The organism is Microbulbifer pacificus, from assembly GCF_002959965.1.
Taxonomy (GTDB): Bacteria; Pseudomonadota; Gammaproteobacteria; order Pseudomonadales; family Cellvibrionaceae; genus Microbulbifer; species Microbulbifer pacificus_A.
The window spans coordinates 1,883,046-1,903,031 of sequence record NZ_PREV01000026.1 but is presented as its reverse complement, the minus strand read 5'-3'; the positions used below and the strand labels follow the sequence as shown (position 1 = coordinate 1,903,031).

General features: G+C 59.7%; 21 protein-coding genes. 6 read left to right on the top strand and 15 right to left on the bottom strand.

Annotated elements, in window-relative coordinates:
- Positions 1–5: 5 nt before the first annotated feature.
- Positions 6–767: a DUF484 family protein gene (locus C3938_RS08495; RefSeq protein ID WP_105102719.1), complete on the top strand. Its 762-nt coding sequence runs from the start codon at positions 6–8 to the stop codon at positions 765–767.
- Positions 768–906: 139 nt separating this feature from the next.
- On the opposite strand, the gene C3938_RS08490 is transcribed toward C3938_RS08495, so the two are convergent.
- From C3938_RS08490 to C3938_RS08470, 5 genes are all read right to left on the bottom strand, one after another.
- The gene (locus C3938_RS08490) at positions 907–1,119 is read right to left on the bottom strand and encodes a hypothetical protein (protein WP_105102718.1); all 213 of its coding nucleotides are present in this window, start codon (positions 1,117–1,119) and stop codon (positions 907–909) included.
- A 426-nt stretch (positions 1,120–1,545) separates the two neighbouring features.
- Positions 1,546–1,884, bottom strand: a complete 339-nt coding sequence (locus C3938_RS08485) for a P-II family nitrogen regulator (protein ID WP_043319767.1) — start codon at positions 1,882–1,884, stop codon at positions 1,546–1,548.
- Between the two features lie 115 nt (positions 1,885–1,999).
- Positions 2,000–3,259, bottom strand: a complete 1,260-nt coding sequence (locus C3938_RS08480) for an ammonium transporter (protein ID WP_105102717.1) — start codon at positions 3,257–3,259, stop codon at positions 2,000–2,002.
- A 95-nt stretch (positions 3,260–3,354) separates the two neighbouring features.
- Positions 3,355–3,693, bottom strand: a complete 339-nt coding sequence (locus tag C3938_RS08475; RefSeq protein ID WP_105102716.1) for a P-II family nitrogen regulator — start codon at positions 3,691–3,693, stop codon at positions 3,355–3,357.
- Between the two features lie 56 nt (positions 3,694–3,749).
- A complete protein-coding gene (locus tag C3938_RS08470; RefSeq protein ID WP_105102715.1) occupies positions 3,750–4,475 on the bottom strand; it encodes a TorF family putative porin in 726 nt (241 codons plus the stop codon).
- A 424-nt stretch (positions 4,476–4,899) separates the two neighbouring features.
- Between C3938_RS08470 and C3938_RS08465 the strand changes: the two genes are divergently transcribed.
- The gene (locus C3938_RS08465; protein WP_105103296.1) at positions 4,900–5,127 is read left to right on the top strand and encodes an accessory factor UbiK family protein; all 228 of its coding nucleotides are present in this window, start codon (positions 4,900–4,902) and stop codon (positions 5,125–5,127) included.
- A gap of 50 nt (positions 5,128–5,177) precedes the next feature.
- The gene (locus C3938_RS08460) at positions 5,178–6,668 is read left to right on the top strand and encodes a YifB family Mg chelatase-like AAA ATPase (RefSeq protein WP_105102714.1); all 1,491 of its coding nucleotides are present in this window, start codon (positions 5,178–5,180) and stop codon (positions 6,666–6,668) included.
- Between the two features lie 4 nt (positions 6,669–6,672).
- On the opposite strand, the gene C3938_RS08455 is transcribed toward C3938_RS08460, so the two are convergent.
- The 9 genes from C3938_RS08455 to C3938_RS08415 all read right to left on the bottom strand — a co-directional run bounded on the left by C3938_RS08455 (position 6,673) and on the right by C3938_RS08415 (position 13,576).
- Complete coding sequence (locus tag C3938_RS08455) at positions 6,673–7,209, bottom strand: GNAT family N-acetyltransferase (protein ID WP_105102713.1); 537 nt, start codon at positions 7,207–7,209, stop codon at positions 6,673–6,675.
- Between the two features lie 6 nt (positions 7,210–7,215).
- Entirely contained in the window at positions 7,216–8,088 is an 873-nt protein-coding gene (bla, locus tag C3938_RS08450) for a subclass B3 metallo-beta-lactamase (protein WP_105103295.1), read from the bottom strand.
- 22 nt (positions 8,089–8,110) lie between these two features.
- Entirely contained in the window at positions 8,111–8,620 is a 510-nt protein-coding gene (locus C3938_RS08445; RefSeq protein WP_105102712.1) for a GNAT family N-acetyltransferase, read from the bottom strand.
- Entirely contained in the window at positions 8,620–9,075 is a 456-nt protein-coding gene (locus C3938_RS08440) for a YaiI/YqxD family protein (RefSeq protein ID WP_105102711.1), read from the bottom strand. The genes C3938_RS08445 and C3938_RS08440 overlap by 1 nt, the downstream gene beginning before the upstream one ends.
- Positions 9,075–9,359 (bottom strand): DUF3565 domain-containing protein, encoded by a 285-nt coding sequence (locus C3938_RS08435; protein WP_233998720.1) that lies wholly within the window; start codon positions 9,357–9,359, stop codon positions 9,075–9,077. The genes C3938_RS08440 and C3938_RS08435 overlap by 1 nt, the downstream gene beginning before the upstream one ends.
- A gap of 44 nt (positions 9,360–9,403) precedes the next feature.
- A complete protein-coding gene (locus C3938_RS08430) occupies positions 9,404–10,789 on the bottom strand; it encodes a hypothetical protein (protein ID WP_158681610.1) in 1,386 nt (461 codons plus the stop codon).
- Positions 10,790–10,926: 137 nt separating this feature from the next.
- Positions 10,927–11,907: an NADPH:quinone oxidoreductase family protein gene (locus tag C3938_RS08425; protein WP_105102709.1), complete on the bottom strand. Its 981-nt coding sequence runs from the start codon at positions 11,905–11,907 to the stop codon at positions 10,927–10,929.
- 16 nt (positions 11,908–11,923) lie between these two features.
- Positions 11,924–13,105, bottom strand: a complete 1,182-nt coding sequence (locus C3938_RS08420) for an acetyl-CoA C-acyltransferase (protein ID WP_105102708.1) — start codon at positions 13,103–13,105, stop codon at positions 11,924–11,926.
- A gap of 12 nt (positions 13,106–13,117) precedes the next feature.
- On the bottom strand, positions 13,118–13,576 hold the full coding sequence (locus C3938_RS08415) for a MaoC family dehydratase (protein WP_105102707.1): 459 nt from the start codon (positions 13,574–13,576) through the stop codon (positions 13,118–13,120).
- A gap of 635 nt (positions 13,577–14,211) precedes the next feature.
- Between C3938_RS08415 and C3938_RS08405 the strand changes: the two genes are divergently transcribed.
- From C3938_RS08405 to C3938_RS08395, 3 genes are all read left to right on the top strand, one after another.
- Entirely contained in the window at positions 14,212–16,731 is a 2,520-nt protein-coding gene (locus tag C3938_RS08405) for a TonB-dependent receptor (protein WP_105102705.1), read from the top strand.
- A 96-nt stretch (positions 16,732–16,827) separates the two neighbouring features.
- Complete coding sequence (locus C3938_RS08400; protein WP_105102704.1) at positions 16,828–17,853, top strand: alpha/beta hydrolase; 1,026 nt, start codon at positions 16,828–16,830, stop codon at positions 17,851–17,853.
- 119 nt (positions 17,854–17,972) lie between these two features.
- Positions 17,973–18,833: a helix-turn-helix domain-containing protein gene (locus C3938_RS08395; RefSeq protein ID WP_105102703.1), complete on the top strand. Its 861-nt coding sequence runs from the start codon at positions 17,973–17,975 to the stop codon at positions 18,831–18,833.
- Between the two features lie 28 nt (positions 18,834–18,861).
- Here C3938_RS08395 and C3938_RS08390 read toward each other — a convergent pair whose 3' ends face one another.
- Positions 18,862–19,986 carry an acyl-CoA dehydrogenase family protein gene (locus C3938_RS08390; protein ID WP_105102702.1) on the bottom strand — a complete coding sequence of 375 codons (1,125 nt, stop codon included), beginning with the start codon at positions 19,984–19,986 and terminating at the stop codon, positions 18,862–18,864.

Here is a 19,986-nt window from a genome sequence, read left to right as displayed (position 1 = left end):
ACGTAATGACCGAGCACAGCGACGCCCCCCTGATCGACAGCGCCGTCGAGGCCAACCTGGAAAAACAGGAAGCCGCCGACAGCGAAAACCAGCGCAACAAGAAGCTGCTGGCGCGGCAGGTGGCGCGTTACCTGATGCAGAATCCGACGTTTTTTGCCGAAAACCTCGAGCTGCTGGAAGCCATTCAGATCCCGCGGGAATCCGGCAAGACCGTGTCGCTGATGACACATCAGACCAATTTGCTGCGCGAACGCAATATCGAGATGCGCCAGCGTCTCGACCAGCTGCTGCAGAACGCCCGGGATAACGATCAGTTGTTCATGCACAGCCGCCGCCTGGTGCTGGCTTTACTGGAAGCGCGCACCGTGGCAGAAGCCGGGCACGCGCTGCTGCGCAGCTTCCGCGACGACTTCAAGGTGGAGGTCACCGCACTAACCCTGTTCGGCCCACTGCCGGGCTCCGGCAAGTTGCTCGGTGACGTGCGCAGCTGTTCCCGCGCCAGCGCAGAAACCGCCATCGGCTCCATTTTGCGCAACGGTCGCACGGTGTGCGGCACCCTGCGTCCCAGCGAAACCGCTTTCCTGTTCGGCAGCGATGCCGAGCGTGTCGCCTCCGCCGCGGTGGTACCGCTGGCCAACCAGCTCGGCATCCTCGCGGTGGGTTCCAGCGATCCCAACCACTACCGCTCCAGCCTCGGCACCCTGTTCCTGTCATATATCGGCGAAATACTCGAGCGCCTGCTGCCCGACCTGCTGGCACGCAGCTGAGTCAACAGGCCCCGCGGGTCTCGCGAAGATATTCCGGATAGGGGATCAGATGAAAACTGGACCCCGGCATGAGCCGGGGTGACGCGGTATTGTCCTACCGGCAGAGCCGGTACCCAGTATCACCTGTAGCGCTTTGCTCTCAGATGGGCCGACTGCCGTACTTCGGCTGCGGCTTGCGAGGTGGGTCCGCGGTGATGTCCGGTGCTATCTCGTTGATGGCACCGCCGCTGGCGAGGAAGGCCTCGACTTCGGCACTCAGTTCACTGCGGGCCCGCTGGCGGGAGGTGATGGAGCGTTCATCGCCGAATTCCTCGGAGTCCTTCGCCCGAACGCTGTACTCTTCGTCTTTCATGTCACTTTACCCTGTAACTTGATACCCCTTGTTACAGAGGGAATACCCCTGCTGCCGCAGCATCGAGCGGAAAAAATCCCGCCACTACCCCGCAGGTTTATCCGCGAAGAAATCCACACGGTACAGCCGCGCAATTTCCGCGAGTAAAATCCGCCGGGCAGAAGAATTCCTGCGGCGAAATATATATAGGCAGTGTCCCACCAGCCTGCCAGAAAAGGTTCCCCGAATTGGTAGAGTTTTTTTGAGCTGTTTTGCCCGGATTTATTGCTGTTGGTTATGCAATTTTTTGCGCCGCATTTTTGACGACGCGCTCAACAGCAAAACGGTTTACCCGCCGCGCAACCGTATATCTTTTCACGCGGTTTTTTCGCGTACAAAAAAGCCCCGCAGAGCGGGGCTTGTAAAACACTGTGTCGGATTCTTTGATCAGACCGCTTCGCTGCCGGTTTCGCCGGTGCGGATGCGGATGACTTCTTCGAGCGCAGTGATAAAGATTTTGCCGTCGCCGATCTTGCCGGTCTGGGCCGCCTTGGTGATGGCTTCCACGGCGCTGTCGACCATGCTGTCATCCACCGCCAGTTCCAGTTTCACTTTCGGCAGAAAGTCCACCACGTATTCCGCGCCGCGGTACAGTTCGGTATGACCCTTCTGGCGGCCGAAGCCTTTCACTTCGGTCACGGTCATACCCTGTACGCCGACTTCGGACAGCGCGGTGCGCACGTCGTCCAGTTTGAATGGCTTCACGACAGCCGTAATCAGTTTCATTGACTTATCCCCTGATATTGTTTCTTGCGGGCACCGGCCCTGAAATGAATCGGTGCCGGAAGATTCTTGCGGCTGCCGGGTCTGCGATCAGCCCCGGCAGCAATCTTACGAGCGCTTACTTGCTCATAAATTCCGGATAAGCTTCCATTCCGCACTCGACCAAGTCAACACCTTGCTGCTCTTCTTCCTCAGTAACACGGATACCGGTGATGAGCTTGAGGGCAAACCAGACAGCGAAGGAGGCGGCGAATACCCAACCAAAGATGGTGGCGGCACCGATCAGCTGGCCGCTGAAAGAAGAGTCTCCATTGGTAACCGGTACCAGCAGCAGGCCCAGCAGACCAACCACACCGTGCACGGAGATGGCGCCTACGGGATCGTCGATCTTCAGTTTGTCGAGAGTGATGATAGAGAACACTACCAGCACGCCACCGATGGCACCGAACAGGGTCGCCTGCAGGGCAGTCGGGGTGGAGGGCTCAGCGGTGATGGCCACGAGGCCAGCCAGTGCGCCGTTCAGCAGCATGGTCAGGTCGGCCTTGCCGAACAGGATGCGGCCGGTGATCAGCGCGGCGACAGCACCGCCGGCAGCGGCGGCGTTGGTGTTCAGGAATACCATGGCCACGGAGTGCGCGTTGGCGGCGTCGCCGAGCTTCAGTACGGAGCCGCCGTTGAAGCCGAACCAGCCCATCCACAGGATGAAGGTACCCAGGGTAGCCAGCGGCAGGTTGGCACCGGGAATGGCGTAGATTTCGCCGTTCGGGCCGTATTTGCCTTTACGCGCGCCCAGCAGCAGTACGCCAGCCAGAGCAGCGGCGGCACCGGCCATGTGCACGATGCCGGAACCGGCGAAGTCGGAGAAGCCCAGGTCGCCCAGATTGTACAGGCCGAACACTTCAGCGCCGCCCCAGGTCCAGGAACCTTCCAGCGGGTAGATGACGCCGGTCATCACTACGGCGAACAGCAGGAAGCTCCACAGCTTCATACGCTCGGCCACCGCACCGGAGACGATGGACATGGCCGTTGCCACGAACACCACCTGGAAGAAGAAGTCGGAAGCACCGGAATAGACGGAGTCACCTTCGAATCCGTTTTCCGCAGAGCTTGCCAGAACACCTTCGAGATCGAAAGCTTCAATGCCGTTCAGCAGCCAGCCGCCGTCGTACATGATGGCGTAGCCGCTGATCAGATACATGATGCTGGCAATCGCAAACAGCGCCACGTTCTTGGTGAGAATTTCCGTGGTGTTTTTGGAACGCACCAGGCCCGCTTCCAGCATGGCGAAGCCTGCCGCCATCCACATGACCAGTGCACCGCACACGAGGAAATAAAATGTATCAATTGCGTACTGCAACTGAAAAATTTGATTTTCCATTTTTCGCTCCGTTTAACCCAAACTTTCCCGAGTTGCCCCGGCAGTTATTTCTGTTGATCAAAGAATCGTTTTTTTGTGGCAATCGTTATTGGTTATCAGATCGCTTCCACGCCGGTTTCACCGGTGCGGATACGGATTGCCTGCTCAAGGTTTGCAACAAAGATCTTGCCGTCGCCGATCTTGCCGCTTTGCGCCGCAGTGCCGATGGCTTCCAGCACAGCATCTACCTGGCTGTCGTCAACGGCGATCTGCAACATGGTTTTAGGCAGAAAATCCACCACATACTCGGCTCCACGATAGAGTTCGGTATGCCCCTTCTGCCGCCCAAAACCCTTCACTTCACTTACGGTGATGCCTTTTACTCCAGCTTCCGCCAGTGCATCGCGCACCGCGTCGAGCTTGAAAGGTTTGATAATTGCGGTTACCAGTTTCATGGTCTCCCCCTATGAGTAAAGCCCACTCGCAGAGTGGGCCCATATCGTTATGGCTGTTACCAGCTGTAAGTTGCACCTGCCAGAACAGTCGCTTCACACCAGTCGAGGTCGTAGCACTCTGCCTTGCTGGCATCGGTGCCAACCAGAGAGGCACTCAGTGCCAGACCGCCGAACTCCTTACCAACCGTCACGTTGTAATCGATGTAGGAATCGGATCCGCTCAGGAAGATTTCTTCATCGAACAGGTTCAGGCCGGCACTGACATCCAGGGTTATGTCGTTGGCCAGGCTGAAGGAGTAACCGGCATTCAGGTAAACGAATTCACCCGCCTGGTACCAGTAGTCGTCGGAGTAAGCGAAGCCCAGGCTCAGATCGCCAAAGCTCACGCTGCCATAGACTTCCTGATAATCCTCATCCTGGTCGCTGCCGTGGTAGGCGTAGTAGATGTAGCCAACGTCGTAACCCATACCACTCGCAGTTTCTCCGGCGTAGCCGCCGTAGAAGTCCTGTTCGAAGTCGGTTTGGTCACTGCTGTAGGCGAAGTCCACCTGGGACGCCCAGGTACCCAGGTAAAAACCGTTGCCAAAATCCAGATCCAGACCGCCCTGAATCGCCGGGCCGGTGTCGGACTGGGAAACACCGCGGAATTTGTAATCACTGACGACGCCGAGATTGCCACTCAGGCTCACACCGGTATCATCTGCCGCCGCGCCCGCAGAAATCGCCACGGCCAGTACGCTTCCAGATACGATTGCAGCCACTTTATTGTTCAGCTTGCCCACTTTTGGTTCTCCTTGATCTCTGTGTGAAATGCTTGTTTTGATTTTTATCTTGGCGGTCACAACTTCACCGGGGAGACGGTATGCGCCGCACTCGCCCCGGCACTTCACCTGAAGGCCTGTCCCTGCCTGCATTGCCAGAGCGATTTGCACAGGAGTACTTGCAGGGTTGGTGCCAACTCTGGAATTCCAGATGAAAATCAACGAGTTAGTACATTTTCGGGAGATCAACCCGGGATTTGGCGAAAGCCGACGCGCAAAATGAGTGCGCACCAAAATTGAACCTGCACCGGGATAGCGCATACGCGCGATGGATTGTGGGGCTCGCGACCCAAGAGTGAGCACCAACTCCGCGGCTTGGTGGGATAGCACGGCTGCGGTACTATTTGCCGCTACCGAAACAGGAATTTGTAGTGGAGAATTGCGCGTGGCCGCGGAAAAATTGCAACAGTTACTCAGTGAACTGCAACAACAAGGGGCAGTTGTGAGCAGCGATCTGCGCGATGCGCTCGAAGTTGCCCTGGGAAAACTGCCACTGGTGAGCCAGCGCGAATTCGATATCCAGGCTGCCAAACTGGCGCGGGCGGAGGAAAAGCTCGCCCGTCTTGAAGAGCAGCTGAACATGCTCGAAACGCAGCTGAATCGGGAAAACTAATCGGCCATTTGCGCCGAGATTTCAGGGACGACCATTTTTCAGGAAGGAAAGTGAGCCTATCGATCACCTACGCCCGCGCTCAGCTGGGCGTGCAAGCACCACTGGTCACAGTGGAAACCCATCTCGCCAACGGACTGCCGGCATTCAATATTGTCGGACTGCCTGAAGCTGCGGTACGCGAGAGCCGCGACCGGGTGCGCAGTGCCATCGTCAACAGCCACTTCGAGTTCCCACAGCGACGTATCACCGTCAACCTGGCACCGGCAGACCTGCCCAAGGCCGGCGGCCGCTACGATCTCGCCATCGCCCTCGGCATCCTCGCCGCCTCCGGCCAGATACCCGGTGACAGACTCGAACAGTACGAATTCATCGGCGAGCTGGCCCTGTCCGGCGGCCTGCGCCCTATTCCCGGCGCCCTGCCCGCCGCCATGGCCTGTGGTGAATGCGCTCGCACACTGGTGATTTCCGCCGACTCCGCTGCCGAGGCGGCACTGATCCGTACCCCGGTCAAAGCCGCCTCGTCCCTACTGCAGGTCTGTGCACAGCTGCACGGGCGCGAGCCGTTGCCGGATGCCGCGGGTGATAACGAACAGGAGGAGGTACCCAGTGCAGATCTCGCCGATGTGCGCGGACAACTGAAAGCGCGGCGCGCGCTGGAAGTGGCTGCCGCTGGAAGTCACAACCTGCTGTTTTATGGTCCCCCAGGTACAGGGAAAACCATGCTGGCGAGCCGCCTGCCCGGTATCCTGCCGCCACTTACCGAGCGCGAGTTGATCGAAGTGGCCGCGCTCTATTCCAGCGCCGGGCTCGCGCGCATCCGCCAGAGACCTTTTCGCGCACCACATCACTCGGCTTCGCCCACCGCTCTGGTCGGCGGTGGCAGCGACCCGCGCCCGGGTGAGATCAGCCTCGCCCACCGCGGTGTGCTGTTTCTGGATGAAATGCCGGAATTTCCCCGCTCCGCGCTGGAGATTCTGCGCGAGCCGTTGGAGAACGGCGAGGTGCGGATTTCCCGCGCGCGCGCCCAGGTTACGTTTCCCGCGGATTTCCAGCTGGTCGCGGCGATGAATCCGTGCCCCTGTGGATACCTGGGTGAACCCCGCTGCCGCTGTACCCCGGACCAGATACATCGCTACCGCAGCAAGCTCTCCGGCCCACTGCTCGACCGCATTGACATGCAGGTGGAAGTGACCAGCGTGAGTGCGGTGCAGCTGCAGGAGTCCCCGCCTGGTGAAAAATCTGCGACCGTGCGCGAACGGGTGCGCGCCGCGCGGGCCATCCAGTTACAGCGGCAGGGAAAAATCAATGGCGAGCTGACGGGTGGCGAACTGGATGCTTTTTGCCGCCTGGGCAACACAGAAAGTGCGTTGCTGCGCGCATCGGTGGACAGGCTCGGCCTGTCAGCGCGCAGCTATCACCGCGTATTGAAAGTGGCGCGCACGCTGGCGGATTTATGCGGGCAGGAACATATCGGCACAGCACAGATCGCGGAGGCACTGGCGTATCGCAATCTCGACCGCAAGCCTGTGGTTTCCGTCTGATGGGTTACCTGGACCGCGCCAAACGATAGAGCACATGCTCTTGCATGGGATGCCCCGATGGCAGCGCGGGATGCCGAAAATTTTCTCCCTGTTGCATACCGAGCTTTTCCATTACCCCTCGCGAACGGAAATTTCCGGGAAGGGTAAAGGAAACAATTTCGTGCAATCCGAGCCGCTCAAAGCCAACCTGCAAGCAGGCGCGCGCCGCCTCGGTGGCATAGCCCCTACCCCAGGCATTTTTCGCAAGCCGCCAGCCAATTTCCACCGCCGGTGCAAATGGCATGTCATCGGTTACGTTCTTGATGCCTACAAAACCGATGAACCGCTTGTCCCGCAGCGTTTCCACCGCCCAGAAACCCCAGCCAAATTTTTCGATGTGCGCGATCTGGCGATCGATACCGGCATCGCTCTCGGCACGGCTCAGCAGCGCCGGGAAAAATTCCATCACCGCGGGGTCGGCGTTCATTGCGGCAAAAGGTTCGCGGTCACCCTCGCGCCACTGGCGTAATTGCAGGCGTTCTGTTTGCGGTTCAATGCGCACAGGAAGTCAGTCCTTTTTCTTCTGCTGACGTTGCTCTTCCAACTGTTCATCCAGTTTCCGTTGCGCCTGCACCGCGTAGTCTTTGCAATCCATGACGCGTTCCTGTTTGGCTTTGTCCGTATACACCCAACCACTGGCGCCAGGATGGGGTGTCAGCAACAGGTCACATGGGAGATCGCGCACTTTGGCGAAGGTGAAACGGAAATCCTGCACCAGGTTCGGATAGCGCGGATTGTCCAGCAGCTGATAACCGGGAGCGGTAAGGCTGTCGACATAGGCGACGTCTATCGCTTTGCCCTGATGCCGGTCATGCCATGTCCAGGCAACACTGCCGGGGGTATGGCCGGGAATAAAATGGACCTTCAACTGGAGCTCCCCGAGTGGAATCGTTTCACCATCCATCAGGTAGCGATCTACGGTCACCGGAGGAAACATCAGGCCATCACCGAAATGAATATCCCCTGCACCGCCGTTGGCCAGCAGGTGGGCGGTTTCCGCGTTGGCGGCAATTTTAGCGCCCGTCGCGCGCTTGACCGCGGCGAGCGGACCCGCGTGATCGGCATGCCCGTGACTCAGGAGTATCCATTGCAGGTCTCCGGGCTGCAGACCCAGCTTGCGCATATTTTCCAGCAAATGTTCCGCCGCTTGCGGCATCCCCCCATCGATCAGTACGGCCCCCGCATTTGTCATGACCAGCAGCGCACTCAGCTCTTCAGTGCCAATCTGCCAGGTGTGCTCGGCAATCTGCAGCGGCTCCACCGGAGTGCGCCAGGGTTCAGGTACTTCGTAGGCTTGTAGCTGTGGCAACGCGTTTTCTTCAGCAACGGCAAACGAGACAGCGGTTATTGCCACAGCAGCCATCAATGTCTTTTTAGCCATCGAACCAAACCCGTGATGCATTTCAATATTCCTTACTCAATAAGTTTTCCATTGGCGTAACCATGTAGTGACACATCTCCAGTCCGTCCATCGGTTCAGGGTAGTCACACACTTCAAATCCCAGTCTTTCATACAACGCTTTTGCCGGAAGGTTGTTTTTCAAGACGAACAGTGAGCACTGTTGCAGGCGAAGTGACTCGTATCCTCGCACAGCCAGTGCGCGAATCAGCTGTTGTCCGACGCCCTGGCCCCGGGTGTGGGGCGCCACAATGAGACGGCCCAGATGACAGCACTGCAGACGCTGATAAAACTGGCCAAACGCCACCGGCAAGCCCTCGGCATTCTTCACGATAAATGTCGGAAGCTCGCGCCAGCGACAATCTTCTGAAAAGCTCTGCTGGTCGAACGGATAGCGAAATCCCGGCCCGCCCCACTGCCGGCACTCGGTTTCCGACGGAATCCAGCGCATAAGCTCGGTGAGATATTTTTCCTCGAAGGGGTTCAATGAGAATCCAGCATCTATCATCCACATTATTTTTTCTCTGACTGCGCCAGCCAGCGGTCCAGCTGATCGGCAAATGCCTTGCGCTCCTGCTGCCCCAGTGGCGGTGGCCCTCCTGTATGGACCCCGCTGGAACGCAGAGTTTCCATAAAATCGCGCATGTTCAGGCGCGCGCGAATATTGGCTTTCGAGTATTTCTCACCGCGTGGATTGAGTGCGGTTGCCCCCTTGTCGATCACTTCGGACGCGAGCGGAATGTCCGCGGTGATGATCAGGTCACCGGCATCGCAGCGCCGCACGATTTCGTTGTCGGCCACATCGAAGCCGGAGGTAACCTGCAGCGCGCGAATATAGGATGACGGCGGTACCCGGACATATTGGTTGGCCACCAGCGTCAGTTCGGTGTGCGTGCGCTCAGCGGCACGGAACAGAATTTCCTTGATCACGGTGGGACAGGCGTCGGCATCGACCCAGATTTTCGGCATTAACGGACTTCTCGCGGTTGTTGATCCCGAGGGGAACCCTCATCACATTTTTTGCACTCGAGCTTGAAGCCCAGCATCTGCGCGCGACCTTCTGAGGTGGTGACCCAGGAGCAGTTCTGCCACGGAGGATCGTGCCGCACATGCTGGTTGTGACCGCATGCCAGCTCGGCGACCCAGTGATCGTCTTCGTCGCGGTGATAGCCGATGATGGGTTGCTGCATGGGAGGGGTGCCCGGCGGAAAACTCAGGTGGCAGTTATAGCCAATCGGGCGCGCGATGTACACGCGGGGCGCCTGTCGATCACCCCGCGAGACAGAGAGAAATGGAATTAATTTTCACCGGCCTCGGCAACCGCGCGATCCGATCGCCGCCAGCGCGGCACATTGCCATTCACCGCCACCAACAGGAAGAGCGCCACAGCGATGGCCGTCCACACGTCGAACATCGCCAGCATGTAGCCGATGACCAGGGCACAAACCATTTCCAGCGGTTTTTTCACCAGTGGCGCGGCGACCATAAAACAGGCGAAGGCGGTCAGCGCCAGCGTCAACATGAGTGCAATGCCCATCAATGGTTTCACCACACTGATCATCGGCCAGCACAGGTAAATCAACGGCAGGCCAAATACATAGTAAGAGGCGATACCACTGCGCAGATCCACGACCTTGTGGCGGCCGCTCTGCCACGCCTGCACCACCACCGCATGCACGCCGGTCCACAGCACACCCTGAAATGGGAACAGCGGGGCGAGTACCGCGGACACACCATTGCGGGCAGCCACCGCGATCTGGGTGCGCTCGAAATTCAGGTCGATAGGATCGTCCGGCCGCGCAGCCTGGGCGCTTTTGATCATCTCGGCACCGGTAACGAAATCGCCGAATACGATCACGTAGGCCACAAAGGCCAGCGGCAGCACTTCCAGATACATGGTCAGCGGCGGCCAGCCAATCGACAGTGGCGATACTTTTGCCAGCGTTTCAGCCACCGGTGGCAACAGCCAGCCCCAGCGGATGTCGAAGCTGATCTCGCCCACCAGCGCGCCGACGATACCGGCGGCGACGAAGCCCGGTAGCAGCCCCAGGCTCGAGACCGCATCGACAATCCGATTGCGCGCCCGCAGCTGCTGAATCGGTGCCGAGAAGGTGAACAGAAGCGCAACCACCAGGGCGGTGATAGCGCTGATCGGCTGCTGTTCAAACAAGGCGACATCCTTGACGAACACCCGGTCGAGGGCCGAGATAGCGGCCCCGAAAATGATGCCCGCCTTCAACGCCGCCGGCAGCGCGGCCATCACCCGTCGCGATAGCCCGGTCAAACTGAAAAACAGCGCTATGGCGGCGAGTCCCAGCGAAAGCGCGGTCATCACCTGGAAGCGCTCCGGCCCCTCTGGGTAGCCACTGACGATAAAGGTCAGCACCAGCGGGAAAGCGGGTGTCAGCATGCCGGGAGCGAAGGGCTCGCCGAACAGGATAAAGGACGCACAGAGTATGGTGTTCGCCAGCATGATCAGGGCCAGCGCTTCCTCGAAGGTGAGACCGAAGTATCCGATCATCACCGGCGCCATGATCAGGCTGGTGCCGCCGGCCACCCCCAGACCCTGTAGTATCTGCGAGGGTACCGCCTTCAGATGCAGCAGTGGCAGGCGCAGGGAGAAAGGTCCCCAGCGCCAGCCGTTGACGTTGCTCCGCTCGCTGTTTACATCGCGCTCGCTCATCGCCATTACCTCAAATTTATTATTGTTTTGTGTGCGCTCCGCGGAGCTCTGTTTGCACCACAGCAGTCAGGCTAAGTCCCGCCCAGCCACCACGCCATTATGTTTCAGGTAATGAAAATGGAGCCGGCACCTGACAGTCACCCCCCAATCGACAGCACCACCTTACCGCGCGCACGCCGCTCGGTAATTGCGGCAAACGCCTCGGCATACTGCTCGAACGAATAGACTTCCGTGGTCAGTGGATTCAGGGTGCCGTCATCCACCATCTGCAGCAACTCGGCAAAATTCTGCAGATTTCCCTTGGGATCCCGCTGCGCCCAGGCACCCCAGAAGATACCCATGATGTCCCCCGCTTTCAGCAGCGGCAGATTGAGCGGCAGCCTGGGAATATCCCCGGAGGCAAAGCCGATGACCAGATAGCGGCCACCCCAGGCAATGGCGCGGTAGGCCTGTTCGGTGAGGTCTCCGCCCACCGGATCGTAGATCACATCCGCACCTCTGCCCTCGGTCAGCTCCTTGATGCGCTCTTTCAAATCCTCGCTGGAATAATCGATCAGCGCATCGGCGCCGACTTCCTTGCAGAACGCCAGTTTTTCCGCTGAGGAAGCGCAGGCAATCACCCGTGCGCCCATGGCCTTTCCCAGCTGGATCGCGGTGACGCCGACACCGCCGGCGGCACCCAGAACCACCAGGGTTTCTCCCGCGCACAATCCGGCACGCTGTTTGAGCGCGTAATAGGACGTCGCGTAGGTGATACAGAAACCCGCACCCTGCTCATAGTTCAGTTTGTCCGACATGGGCACCAACAGTTTCTGATCTACATTCACCTGCTCGGCAAACGCGGACATGCCCGGCATTGCGATAACGCGATCGCCGGCCTTGAAATTCTCAACCGCACTGCCGACGGCTTCCACCACTCCGGCACACTCGCCACCGGGAATGAACGGCAGCGGCGGTTTGATCTGGTACTTGCCGGCAATTACCAGCGCATCGGGAAAATTCAGGCCGGCGGCGCGGACCCGTATCCGCACCTCCGTGGGCTTCAGCTCCGGCACCTCGCGCTCGGCAATTACCAGAGATTCCGCCGGTCCATATTCTTCGCATACCAGTGCGCGCATAACCATCTCCAAAAATTTATACGACTTCGAACAAGCCGGCCGCGCCCATACCGCCGCCCACGCACATGGTGATCACCACATACTTGACGCCGCGACGCTTGCCCTCCAGCAGTGCGTGGCCAATCATGCGCGCCCCGCTCATACCGTAGGGGTGCCCAATGGATATCGCACCGCCGTTGACATTGAAGCGCTCGTTGTCGATGCCCAGTTTGTCGCGGCAATAAAGTACCTGTGAGGCGAAGGCTTCGTTCAATTCCCACAGGCCGATATCGTCGATACGGAGGCCGGTGCGCTGCAGCAATTTCGGGATGGCATGGATTGGGCCGATACCCATTTCATCGGGTTCGCATCCGGCTACGGCCATACCGCGATAAATACCCAGGGGCTGCAGATTGCGCTTTTCCGCCAGCTGGCTGTCCATCAACACCAGTGCCGCCGCACCGTCGGATAGCTGGGAAGCATTCCCCGCGGTAATCACGCCGCCTTCGCGCACCGGCTTCAGTTTCTGCAGATCTGCCAGCGAGGTCTGCGGGCGGTTGCCTTCATCTTTTTCCAGGGTGACGTCTTCATAGGAAACCGCGTTGGTCTCCTTGTCGAATACCGCCTTGGTGGCGGTAACCGGCACGATCTCATCGCGGAACAATCCGGCCTCCTGAGCGGCGGCGGTGCGCATCTGCGACTGCAGGGCGTAGGCATCCTGGGCGTCGCGGCTGATTCCGTAGCGGCTGGCCACCAGTTCGGCGGTGTCGATCATGGGCACGTACATCTGCGGGTGTATTGCCAGCAGCGCGGGGTCGGTGGCACGGAAATTATTCATATGCTCGTTCTGCACCAGCGAGATGGACTCGAGGCCCCCGGCCACCGCAATCGGCGTGCCGTCGTGCACGACCTGCTTGGCCGCGGTGGCCACTGCCATCAGGCCGGAGGAGCACTGCCGATCGATAGTCATGCCGGCAACACTGATCGGCAGCCCCGCGCGCAGAGCAATTTGACGCGCGACGTTCAAGCCGGTGGAGCCCTGCTGCATCGCCACACCGAAAATACAGTCGTCCACCTCGCCGCCTTCAATACCCGCGCGTTGCACGGCGGCACGCACCGCGTGCGCCGCCAGGCTCGGTCCCTCCAGATTATTGAAGGCGCCGCGATAGGCCTTGCCAATGGGTGTGCGCGCCGTGGAAACGATAACCGCCTCTTTCATGATCCTGCCCTCTTACACGAACTGCAAAAACAGCCACTCGGCGATCAGCGCCGGCTTGCTCTCGCCTTCGATCTCAATGGTGACTTCGAGTTTCAATTGGTACTGACCGGGATTTTTCTCCAGGATATCGAGCACTTTTGCACGCGCGCGGATATTGCTGTTCACTTTCACCGGGTTGAGAAAGCGCACCTTGTCGAGGCCGTAGTTCACCCCCATCTGCACGCCTTCGATACCAACCTGCAGTTGTTCCGCGAAATAAGACAGCAGTGAGAGGGTAAGGAAGCCGTGGGCAATAGTGCTGCCGAAAGGCGTCGCCCTGGCCGCCTCCGGGTCTACGTGAATAAACTGACGATCCATGGTGCACTCGGCAAACACATCAATGCGCGTCTGCTCCACCCTGAGCCATTCGGTGGGCTCGGTGGTGTGACCAATAAATTCCTGGATCTGATTTTTCGGAATGAGTGTAGGCATTATTTTTCTCCTGTTTTTCTCTCGCTACAGCAACTTCTAACGGCGGAAATGTTTTCGGCTCGACATCGGCGTTCCTGTTTTGCCCGAATCCCTCCAGGAGTATTCCCGGCACACCCGGTGCTCTCCGCACGTACTGATTCTGAATAAAGTCGAGCGGGGTCCCGAAACGCGCCCCGCGGAAGTCCCCACCCTTGAGTTCTCGCTGGGGAAACAAGGTATCGCCGACAAATGAATCATTAAAGTTTATTATGCGAATAGCCGCACATTCATTCCGGTGATGGCAACCCATGGGACACCCCACTGAAATCAGACGAGCGTATGGTGCAAGAACCCGCGCCAGGCGCACCGAAAAGGCAGTTGAGCAAGCCTCCCCGACAGCGACGCACCGGCCTCCGAATACATCATTACTTTCGAGATAATATTTACCTACGGAAGCGCTCCAAGATAGAAAAATATATTACCTGGAAGATAATATTCTTCGGCTTTTTTCCGTTTAAAAAAGATTATTTTTCAAATAACCATCTCGAAGGGTTTTATTATTTTTTTGCTCTGCTAATAATCCCGATCGGACAGGCATTTTAAGTTCTGCTTTCCACACCGCATTCGCAAAATAAATATAAATCCGGAGAGAAGCGATGTTCGGGATAAAAAAATTACCGATGGCAATCCGCCTGCTGAGTCTGCCAGTGGCCGCTGTGGTCACCCAGCCGGCACTGGCCCAGGAGTCACGCGCCCTGGAAGAAGTGGTGGTAACCGCACAAAAGCGCGAACAAAACCTGCAGGATGTACCCGTTGCGGTAACCGCCGTTACCGGCGAGCAACTGCAAACCGCAGTTATCAAGGATATCTTTGACCTGCAAACCAATACTCCGGGATTGCGCGCCGGACAAAACCAGACCGCCACCACCTCGAATTTCGCGATTCGCGGTATCGGAACTTCCGGTCAGAACTTCGGACTCGAATCATCCGTGGGTCTCTATGTGGATGGTGTCTATCGCTCCCGCCCCAGTTCGATGATCAACAACCTGGTGGACATGCAGGCGGTTGAGGTGCTGCGTGGTCCACAGGGTACCCTGTTCGGCAAAAACACGCCCGCGGGCGCCATTCAGTTCAATACCAGGGCGCCGAGCCACGAAACCGATGGTTTCGTGGAAGTGACCGCTGGCAACTACGGCCTGCTGAACACTGCCGCCGCCGCCAATCTGTCGCTGGTGGACGATGTGCTCGCGGCGCGCGCCACCGTCTTCACCAGTCAGCGCGACGGTTATATCGATGCAACGATCGATGGCGAAACCGAGGACCTGAACAACCGCGACCGCTGGGGTGCACGCTTGCAGCTGCTGTATACCCCCAGCGACACGCTCTCCGCACGCCTGATTCTGGATAAATCCGAGATAGACGAAATCTGCTGTGGCGCGCTGACGGTGCAGGACAGCCTGCAAAACCAGGCCGGCAACCCCGGACCTTCGGCCATTCTGCAAGGCCTGGGCGGCACCGTGTTTACCGGACGCCAGTTTGACGACCTGGAAACCGCGCTGAACTTCGCCCCCGAATCCAGGGGAGAAGATACCGGCGTGTCCCTGGAGGTGGGCTGGGATATATCCGATTCCATGCGCCTCACCTCGATTACCGCCAGCCGGGATTACGCCTCTTACGACATCATCGACAGTGACTTCGGTGATGTGGATATCCTCTCCACCACCAACGATTCCGAGCAGAGTTCCCTCTCCCAGGAACTGCGCCTGAGTATTACCGGTGACCGCTTCAATGCCGTGGCCGGAGCCTACTACTTCGAGCAGGACCTGGATATGGACTACGTGCTGACCAACAACAGCATGGCCAATGCCTATCTGGTGCCCGGGCTCGGGCTGGCCGGTCTGGTCGGCGGCATCAACCTGGTTTCTTCCATCCTGCCCCCCGGCACGGTGGCGCCCGCGGCGGAGGCCTATATCGACGGCTACCGGCCCATCCACACCGCCCGCCAGCAGCACGACAGCTGGGCGCTCTTCGGACAGTTCGACTACAGCCTCACCGACGCGCTGACCCTGACCGCCGGCCTGCGCTACACCGAGGAAAACAAGGCCATGCAGACCGTCTTCAGCGAGTGGGTTAACGACACCCCCTGGACAGCCGTCGCACCGCCGAACATCCCGCTGGTGGCGGCCTCCCTGGGAGCACTGGCCGCCGGTGATACATCGAGCCTCGGAAATCCGGAAGTGATTGCCGCATACAACTCCTTCAGCCAGCCCGGCTGGGGCAACTGGCTGTTCGCCGCCAACAGTCCGCGCTCGGATATCGACGCAAAGCTGTCTGACGAGCAGGTCACCGGCACCGTCAAACTGAGCTACGCGTTGTCCGGGCAAAGCATGGTCTACGCCTCCTACGGCACCGGCTACAAGTCCGGCGGCACCAATACCGACCGCATCGCCCAGAGCTTCGACCCGGTATTCGATGCCGAGACGTCCGCCTCCATTGAAGTGGGCATGAAGACCGAGTTCCCGGCCCAGGCGGTGCGCCTGAATATGGCACTGCACCACACCACCCTGGACGACTATCAGGCCAATGCGTTTACCGGCGACGGTTTCAATCTGCAGAACGCCGGCAAGCTGGAATCCTACGGTGCCGAAACCGAGCTGTTCTGGGCACCCGCCGACAACACCACTGTCACCGCCGCTTACGCCTATACCAAGGCCACCTTCAAGGAATTCAAGAAGGGCAACTGCTGGGTGACCACGCCCTGGCACACCGGTATGGCGGATCCGGGCCAGACCGATCCGGGGGTCAGTGTGTGCGACCGCAGCGGCGACCCGCTGGCAACGACCCCTGAGCACTTCCTGACTCTGGGCCTGCGCCAGGACTTCAGCGTTACCGACGGTGTGGACGCCTATCTGTTCGGTGAATACAACTACCGCTCCGATCAGATGACCTCCAACGTTAATGACCCGATCATGGAACAGGAGGCCTATGGCCTGTTGAACCTGCGCGCCGGCCTGCTGTTCGCCGGTATCGATGCAGACCTGACGCTGTGGGGCCGCAATGTGACCGACGAGCGATACAAGACCGTGATATTTGATGCTGTAGTGCAGACGGGTACCGCGATGGCCTACCCCGGAGAACCCCGCACCTACGGCCTGAGCTTCAACAAGCGCTTTTAAACGAGTCCTCGCAAGACACCTTCGCCACTTCCGGGGCCGCATTCGCAGCCCCTTTTTATTCTGACCATACCGGTCGCGATCGCGGAGAGAATCCCCTTGGTACCAAACAAGACATGCGCGCTACTGGTGGGGCTGCTGTTCACTGCCCATGCCACAGCGTCGGTCCGCAACACGGCGGCGGACACGGTTTCCGAAGGCTGGCAGCAGGTGTTCGCGTCCCTGCCGGACCCCACACAGGGGCCCGCGATGCCACAGGCAGATGATCGGCAAGGCTGGAGGAAAATGCAGTCCGCGGTGGAGGTCACGCTGGTCGCGGCGGGGGACAAAGCCTTAGAGAAGTTTGGGGTGACGGTGGAGTGGCGCGAACTCGGCGGCGTGCCCGTGGCCGATATCCGACCGCGCGACTGGGTGGATGACGGCCGTCTGCTGGTCTACACCCACGGCGGTGCCTACACCTTCTACAGCAGCCGCAGCGCCATGCCCAGCAGTGCACTGGTGGCGGCACGTACCGGTCTGCGGGTGATTTCTATCGACTACACCCTCGCCCCCCACGCCAGATGGCAGCAGGTTACCGATCAGGTCATCGCGGTTTTCGAGGCCCTGAGACGCGAGGGTATCCCGATCCAGCGCACGGCCATCTACGGCGACTCCGCCGGCGGCGCCCTGGCCGCGGGTGCGGTGCTCAAGATGCGCGACCGCCATCAGGGCATGCCGGCGGCGCTGGTGCTCTGGTCTCCCTGGGCGGACATCACCGAGACCGGCGATAGCTACACCACCCTCAAAGAGGTGGAACCGCGCTACACCTATGCGCGACTGCTGGGGCCGGCCGCCGCGGCCTATGCCGACCCGGGGGATCAGAAACATCCCTATGTGTCCCCGGTGTACGGGGATTTTTCACCGGGATTCCCGCCTACTCTGATTCAGGGCGGCACCCGGGAACTCTTCCTGAGCAACTTCGTGCGCCTGTATCGGGCACTGGACGACGCCGCACAACCGGTGCAGCTGGACCTCTACGAAGGTATGCCCCACGTGTTCCAGTCGACGCTGCCGGAATCGCCGGAGAGCCGGCGCGCGCTGGCGAAGATGAAAGCATTTCTCGATCGCCACGTGCGCAGCGGCTGAGCTGTATCCACCTGACGCTACAGCCGGGCCTGCGGAGCAGGCATTTCCCCGGCCCGCGTGGCGCTCATCGTGACTTCGTTTTATATTGATGTTCCGCTCTGAAAAGAAAGCTATCAACCATGAAGCCATCCACGCTGTCACTGGTGGAGAAGTCCAGGGGCGACAGCGCCTTCGGACGCCTGATGCATTTCTGGCGCAAAGCGTCGGGCCTGTCGCAGGAGCAGCTGTCCGGGCCGCTGGGCGTCTCCCCCCGCCATATCAGCTTCCTCGAAACCGGCCGCTCCAAACCTTCACGTATCGTCGCGCAGACGCTGGCGGATATATTCAGCCTGTCGGCGCGCGACCGCGCCTACCTCATGACCGCGGCCGGTTTCTCTCCCGATCAGTCCGTGTTCGAAAGTCCCGAGTTGGCGGTGTGGGTACGCAAAGCCATGCGCGCCGCGCTGGCGAACAGCGAACCGGCCCCGGCGTTTGTACACGACAGCTTCGGCAGGTTGCTGGCGGTGAACCGCGCCTGGCTGGCCTTCTTCATGCCACATGTGGATCCGGCACTGCTGGAAGACGATGCGAATATCTACGAGCTGGTGATGAACGAGCGGGGGTTGCGCCCGCTGTTGCAGAACGGCACCGCGCTGGCCTGTGGTCTGACCCTGTATCTCGCCATGGAAACTCTGCAGGGGAGTGACCCCAAGGGCTGGGAGCTGCTGCAGAGGCTGCAAGCTTCGGGGTCACTGCCGGAAAACTGGCAGGCACAGGGACGCAAGCTGACGCACACCAGCGACTATCCACTGGTGCTGAAGACGGATGACGGGGTGTGCTATATCACCGTGTTCAATGACACACTGTCCTCCACCCCACAGCTGATGCAGCCGCGCCTGCTGATCGGGCGCATCTACCGCGACGACGGTAAACCACTGCTCGACGAGGAGCAGCTGGCAGCGACACCCGCGCAACATCCGCTGCTCTTTCGCGATCTCTGACGGCTTTCCGCGTCAGCCCGCGCCCACCCTACCAGGAGGCGTCCGCAAAGCGGCGCAGATGCCGGTCACTGTTGCCAAACAGCTGACAGATGACCGTCAGCCGCTTGAAATAGTGCCCCACGTCCAGCTCATCGGTAACGCCTATACCGCCGTGGATCTGTACGGCTTCCTGGCCGATCAGGCGACCCGCCTTGCCGATACGCGCTTTCGCGGCACTGACCGCACGGCGGCGTTCCTCCTCGCTGCGGACGGTATCGTCCCATGAAGTGGTTGCCATCAGCAGAATCGATCTCGCCTGCTGGCATTCCATAAACATGTCCACCATGCGGTGCTGCAGGGCCTGGAAGCGGCCGATGGGCTGACCGAACTGCTGCCGCGTTTTGCTGTACTCTACGGTCTTCTCCAGCAGCGTCTGCATAATGCCCAGTGCCTCGGCACAAACGGCCAGGGTCGCCAGATCCACGGCGTATTCCAGCCCGGGCAACGCCATGCCTTCCGCTCCGACCAAGGCAGTCGATGGCAGCCGCACATCACGAAAGGTAATCTCCGCAGCGCGGCCGCCGTCTACCGTCGGGTAGCCGTGAACTTGGACTCCCGACTGCCGCGCGTCCAGCAGAAATACACTGAGCCCGCGCTCGGTGTTCGCGCTCACCAGCAGCCAATCGGCTTCGGCACCGTTCAGCACCACGGCCTTGGTGCCGTTGAGGACATAGCCTGCATCACACTTTTCCGCGCGGGTGCTGACACGACGCAGATCGAAGGCATTGCTGCCCTCCCAGCACGCCAGTGCCATGAGCGTTTCACCGCTCGCCAGTTGCGGCAGCCAGCGGTCCTTTTGTGCCTCGCTGGCGAGCCGCTGCAGCAGACTGCTACACAGCACGGCGCTGGCCAGAAAAGGTTCCACTATCAACCCCCTGCCCATTTCCTCCATCACCACCGCCAGATCGCGGGCGCCGCCGTTGAAGCCGCCGTAATTTTCCTGCAGCAGCAGGCTGAGCCACCCCAGCTCGGCCATGGTGTTCCAGTTTTCCAGCGCATAGCCCGGCACACTCCGCTGGCGCTTCTGCCGGTTTTCGAACCCGTACTCCGCAAGTACAAATTTGCGCACGGAATCCTGAAGCATTAGCTGCTCTTCGTTTAAGGAAAAATTCAT

Excerpts from the sequence above, each read along its gene's own strand:
- C3938_RS08495 (WP_105102719.1), top strand. The coding sequence starts at position 6 with ATGACCGAGCACAGCGACGCCCCCCTGATCGACAGCGCCGTCGAGGCC.
- C3938_RS08490 (WP_105102718.1), bottom strand. The coding sequence starts at position 1,119 with ATGAAAGACGAAGAGTACAGCGTTCGGGCGAAGGACTCCGAGGAATTC.
- C3938_RS08485 (WP_043319767.1), bottom strand. The coding sequence starts at position 1,884 with ATGAAACTGATTACGGCTGTCGTGAAGCCATTCAAACTGGACGACGTG.
- C3938_RS08480 (WP_105102717.1), bottom strand. The coding sequence starts at position 3,259 with ATGGAAAATCAAATTTTTCAGTTGCAGTACGCAATTGATACATTTTAT.
- C3938_RS08475 (WP_105102716.1), bottom strand. The coding sequence starts at position 3,693 with ATGAAACTGGTAACCGCAATTATCAAACCTTTCAAGCTCGACGCGGTG.
- bla (WP_105103295.1), bottom strand. The coding sequence starts at position 8,088 with ATGGCTAAAAAGACATTGATGGCTGCTGTGGCAATAACCGCTGTCTCG.
- C3938_RS08445 (WP_105102712.1), bottom strand. The coding sequence starts at position 8,620 with ATGTGGATGATAGATGCTGGATTCTCATTGAACCCCTTCGAGGAAAAA.
- C3938_RS08440 (WP_105102711.1), bottom strand. The coding sequence starts at position 9,075 with ATGCCGAAAATCTGGGTCGATGCCGACGCCTGTCCCACCGTGATCAAG.
- C3938_RS08430 (WP_158681610.1), bottom strand. The coding sequence starts at position 10,789 with ATGAGCGAGCGCGATGTAAACAGCGAGCGGAGCAACGTCAACGGCTGG.
- C3938_RS08425 (WP_105102709.1), bottom strand. The coding sequence starts at position 11,907 with ATGCGCGCACTGGTATGCGAAGAATATGGACCGGCGGAATCTCTGGTA.
- C3938_RS08420 (WP_105102708.1), bottom strand. The coding sequence starts at position 13,105 with ATGAAAGAGGCGGTTATCGTTTCCACGGCGCGCACACCCATTGGCAAG.
- C3938_RS08415 (WP_105102707.1), bottom strand. The coding sequence starts at position 13,576 with ATGCCTACACTCATTCCGAAAAATCAGATCCAGGAATTTATTGGTCAC.
- C3938_RS08405 (WP_105102705.1), top strand. The coding sequence starts at position 14,212 with ATGTTCGGGATAAAAAAATTACCGATGGCAATCCGCCTGCTGAGTCTG.
- C3938_RS08395 (WP_105102703.1), top strand. The coding sequence starts at position 17,973 with ATGAAGCCATCCACGCTGTCACTGGTGGAGAAGTCCAGGGGCGACAGC.
- C3938_RS08390 (WP_105102702.1), bottom strand. The coding sequence starts at position 19,986 with ATGAATTTTTCCTTAAACGAAGAGCAGCTAATGCTTCAGGATTCCGTG.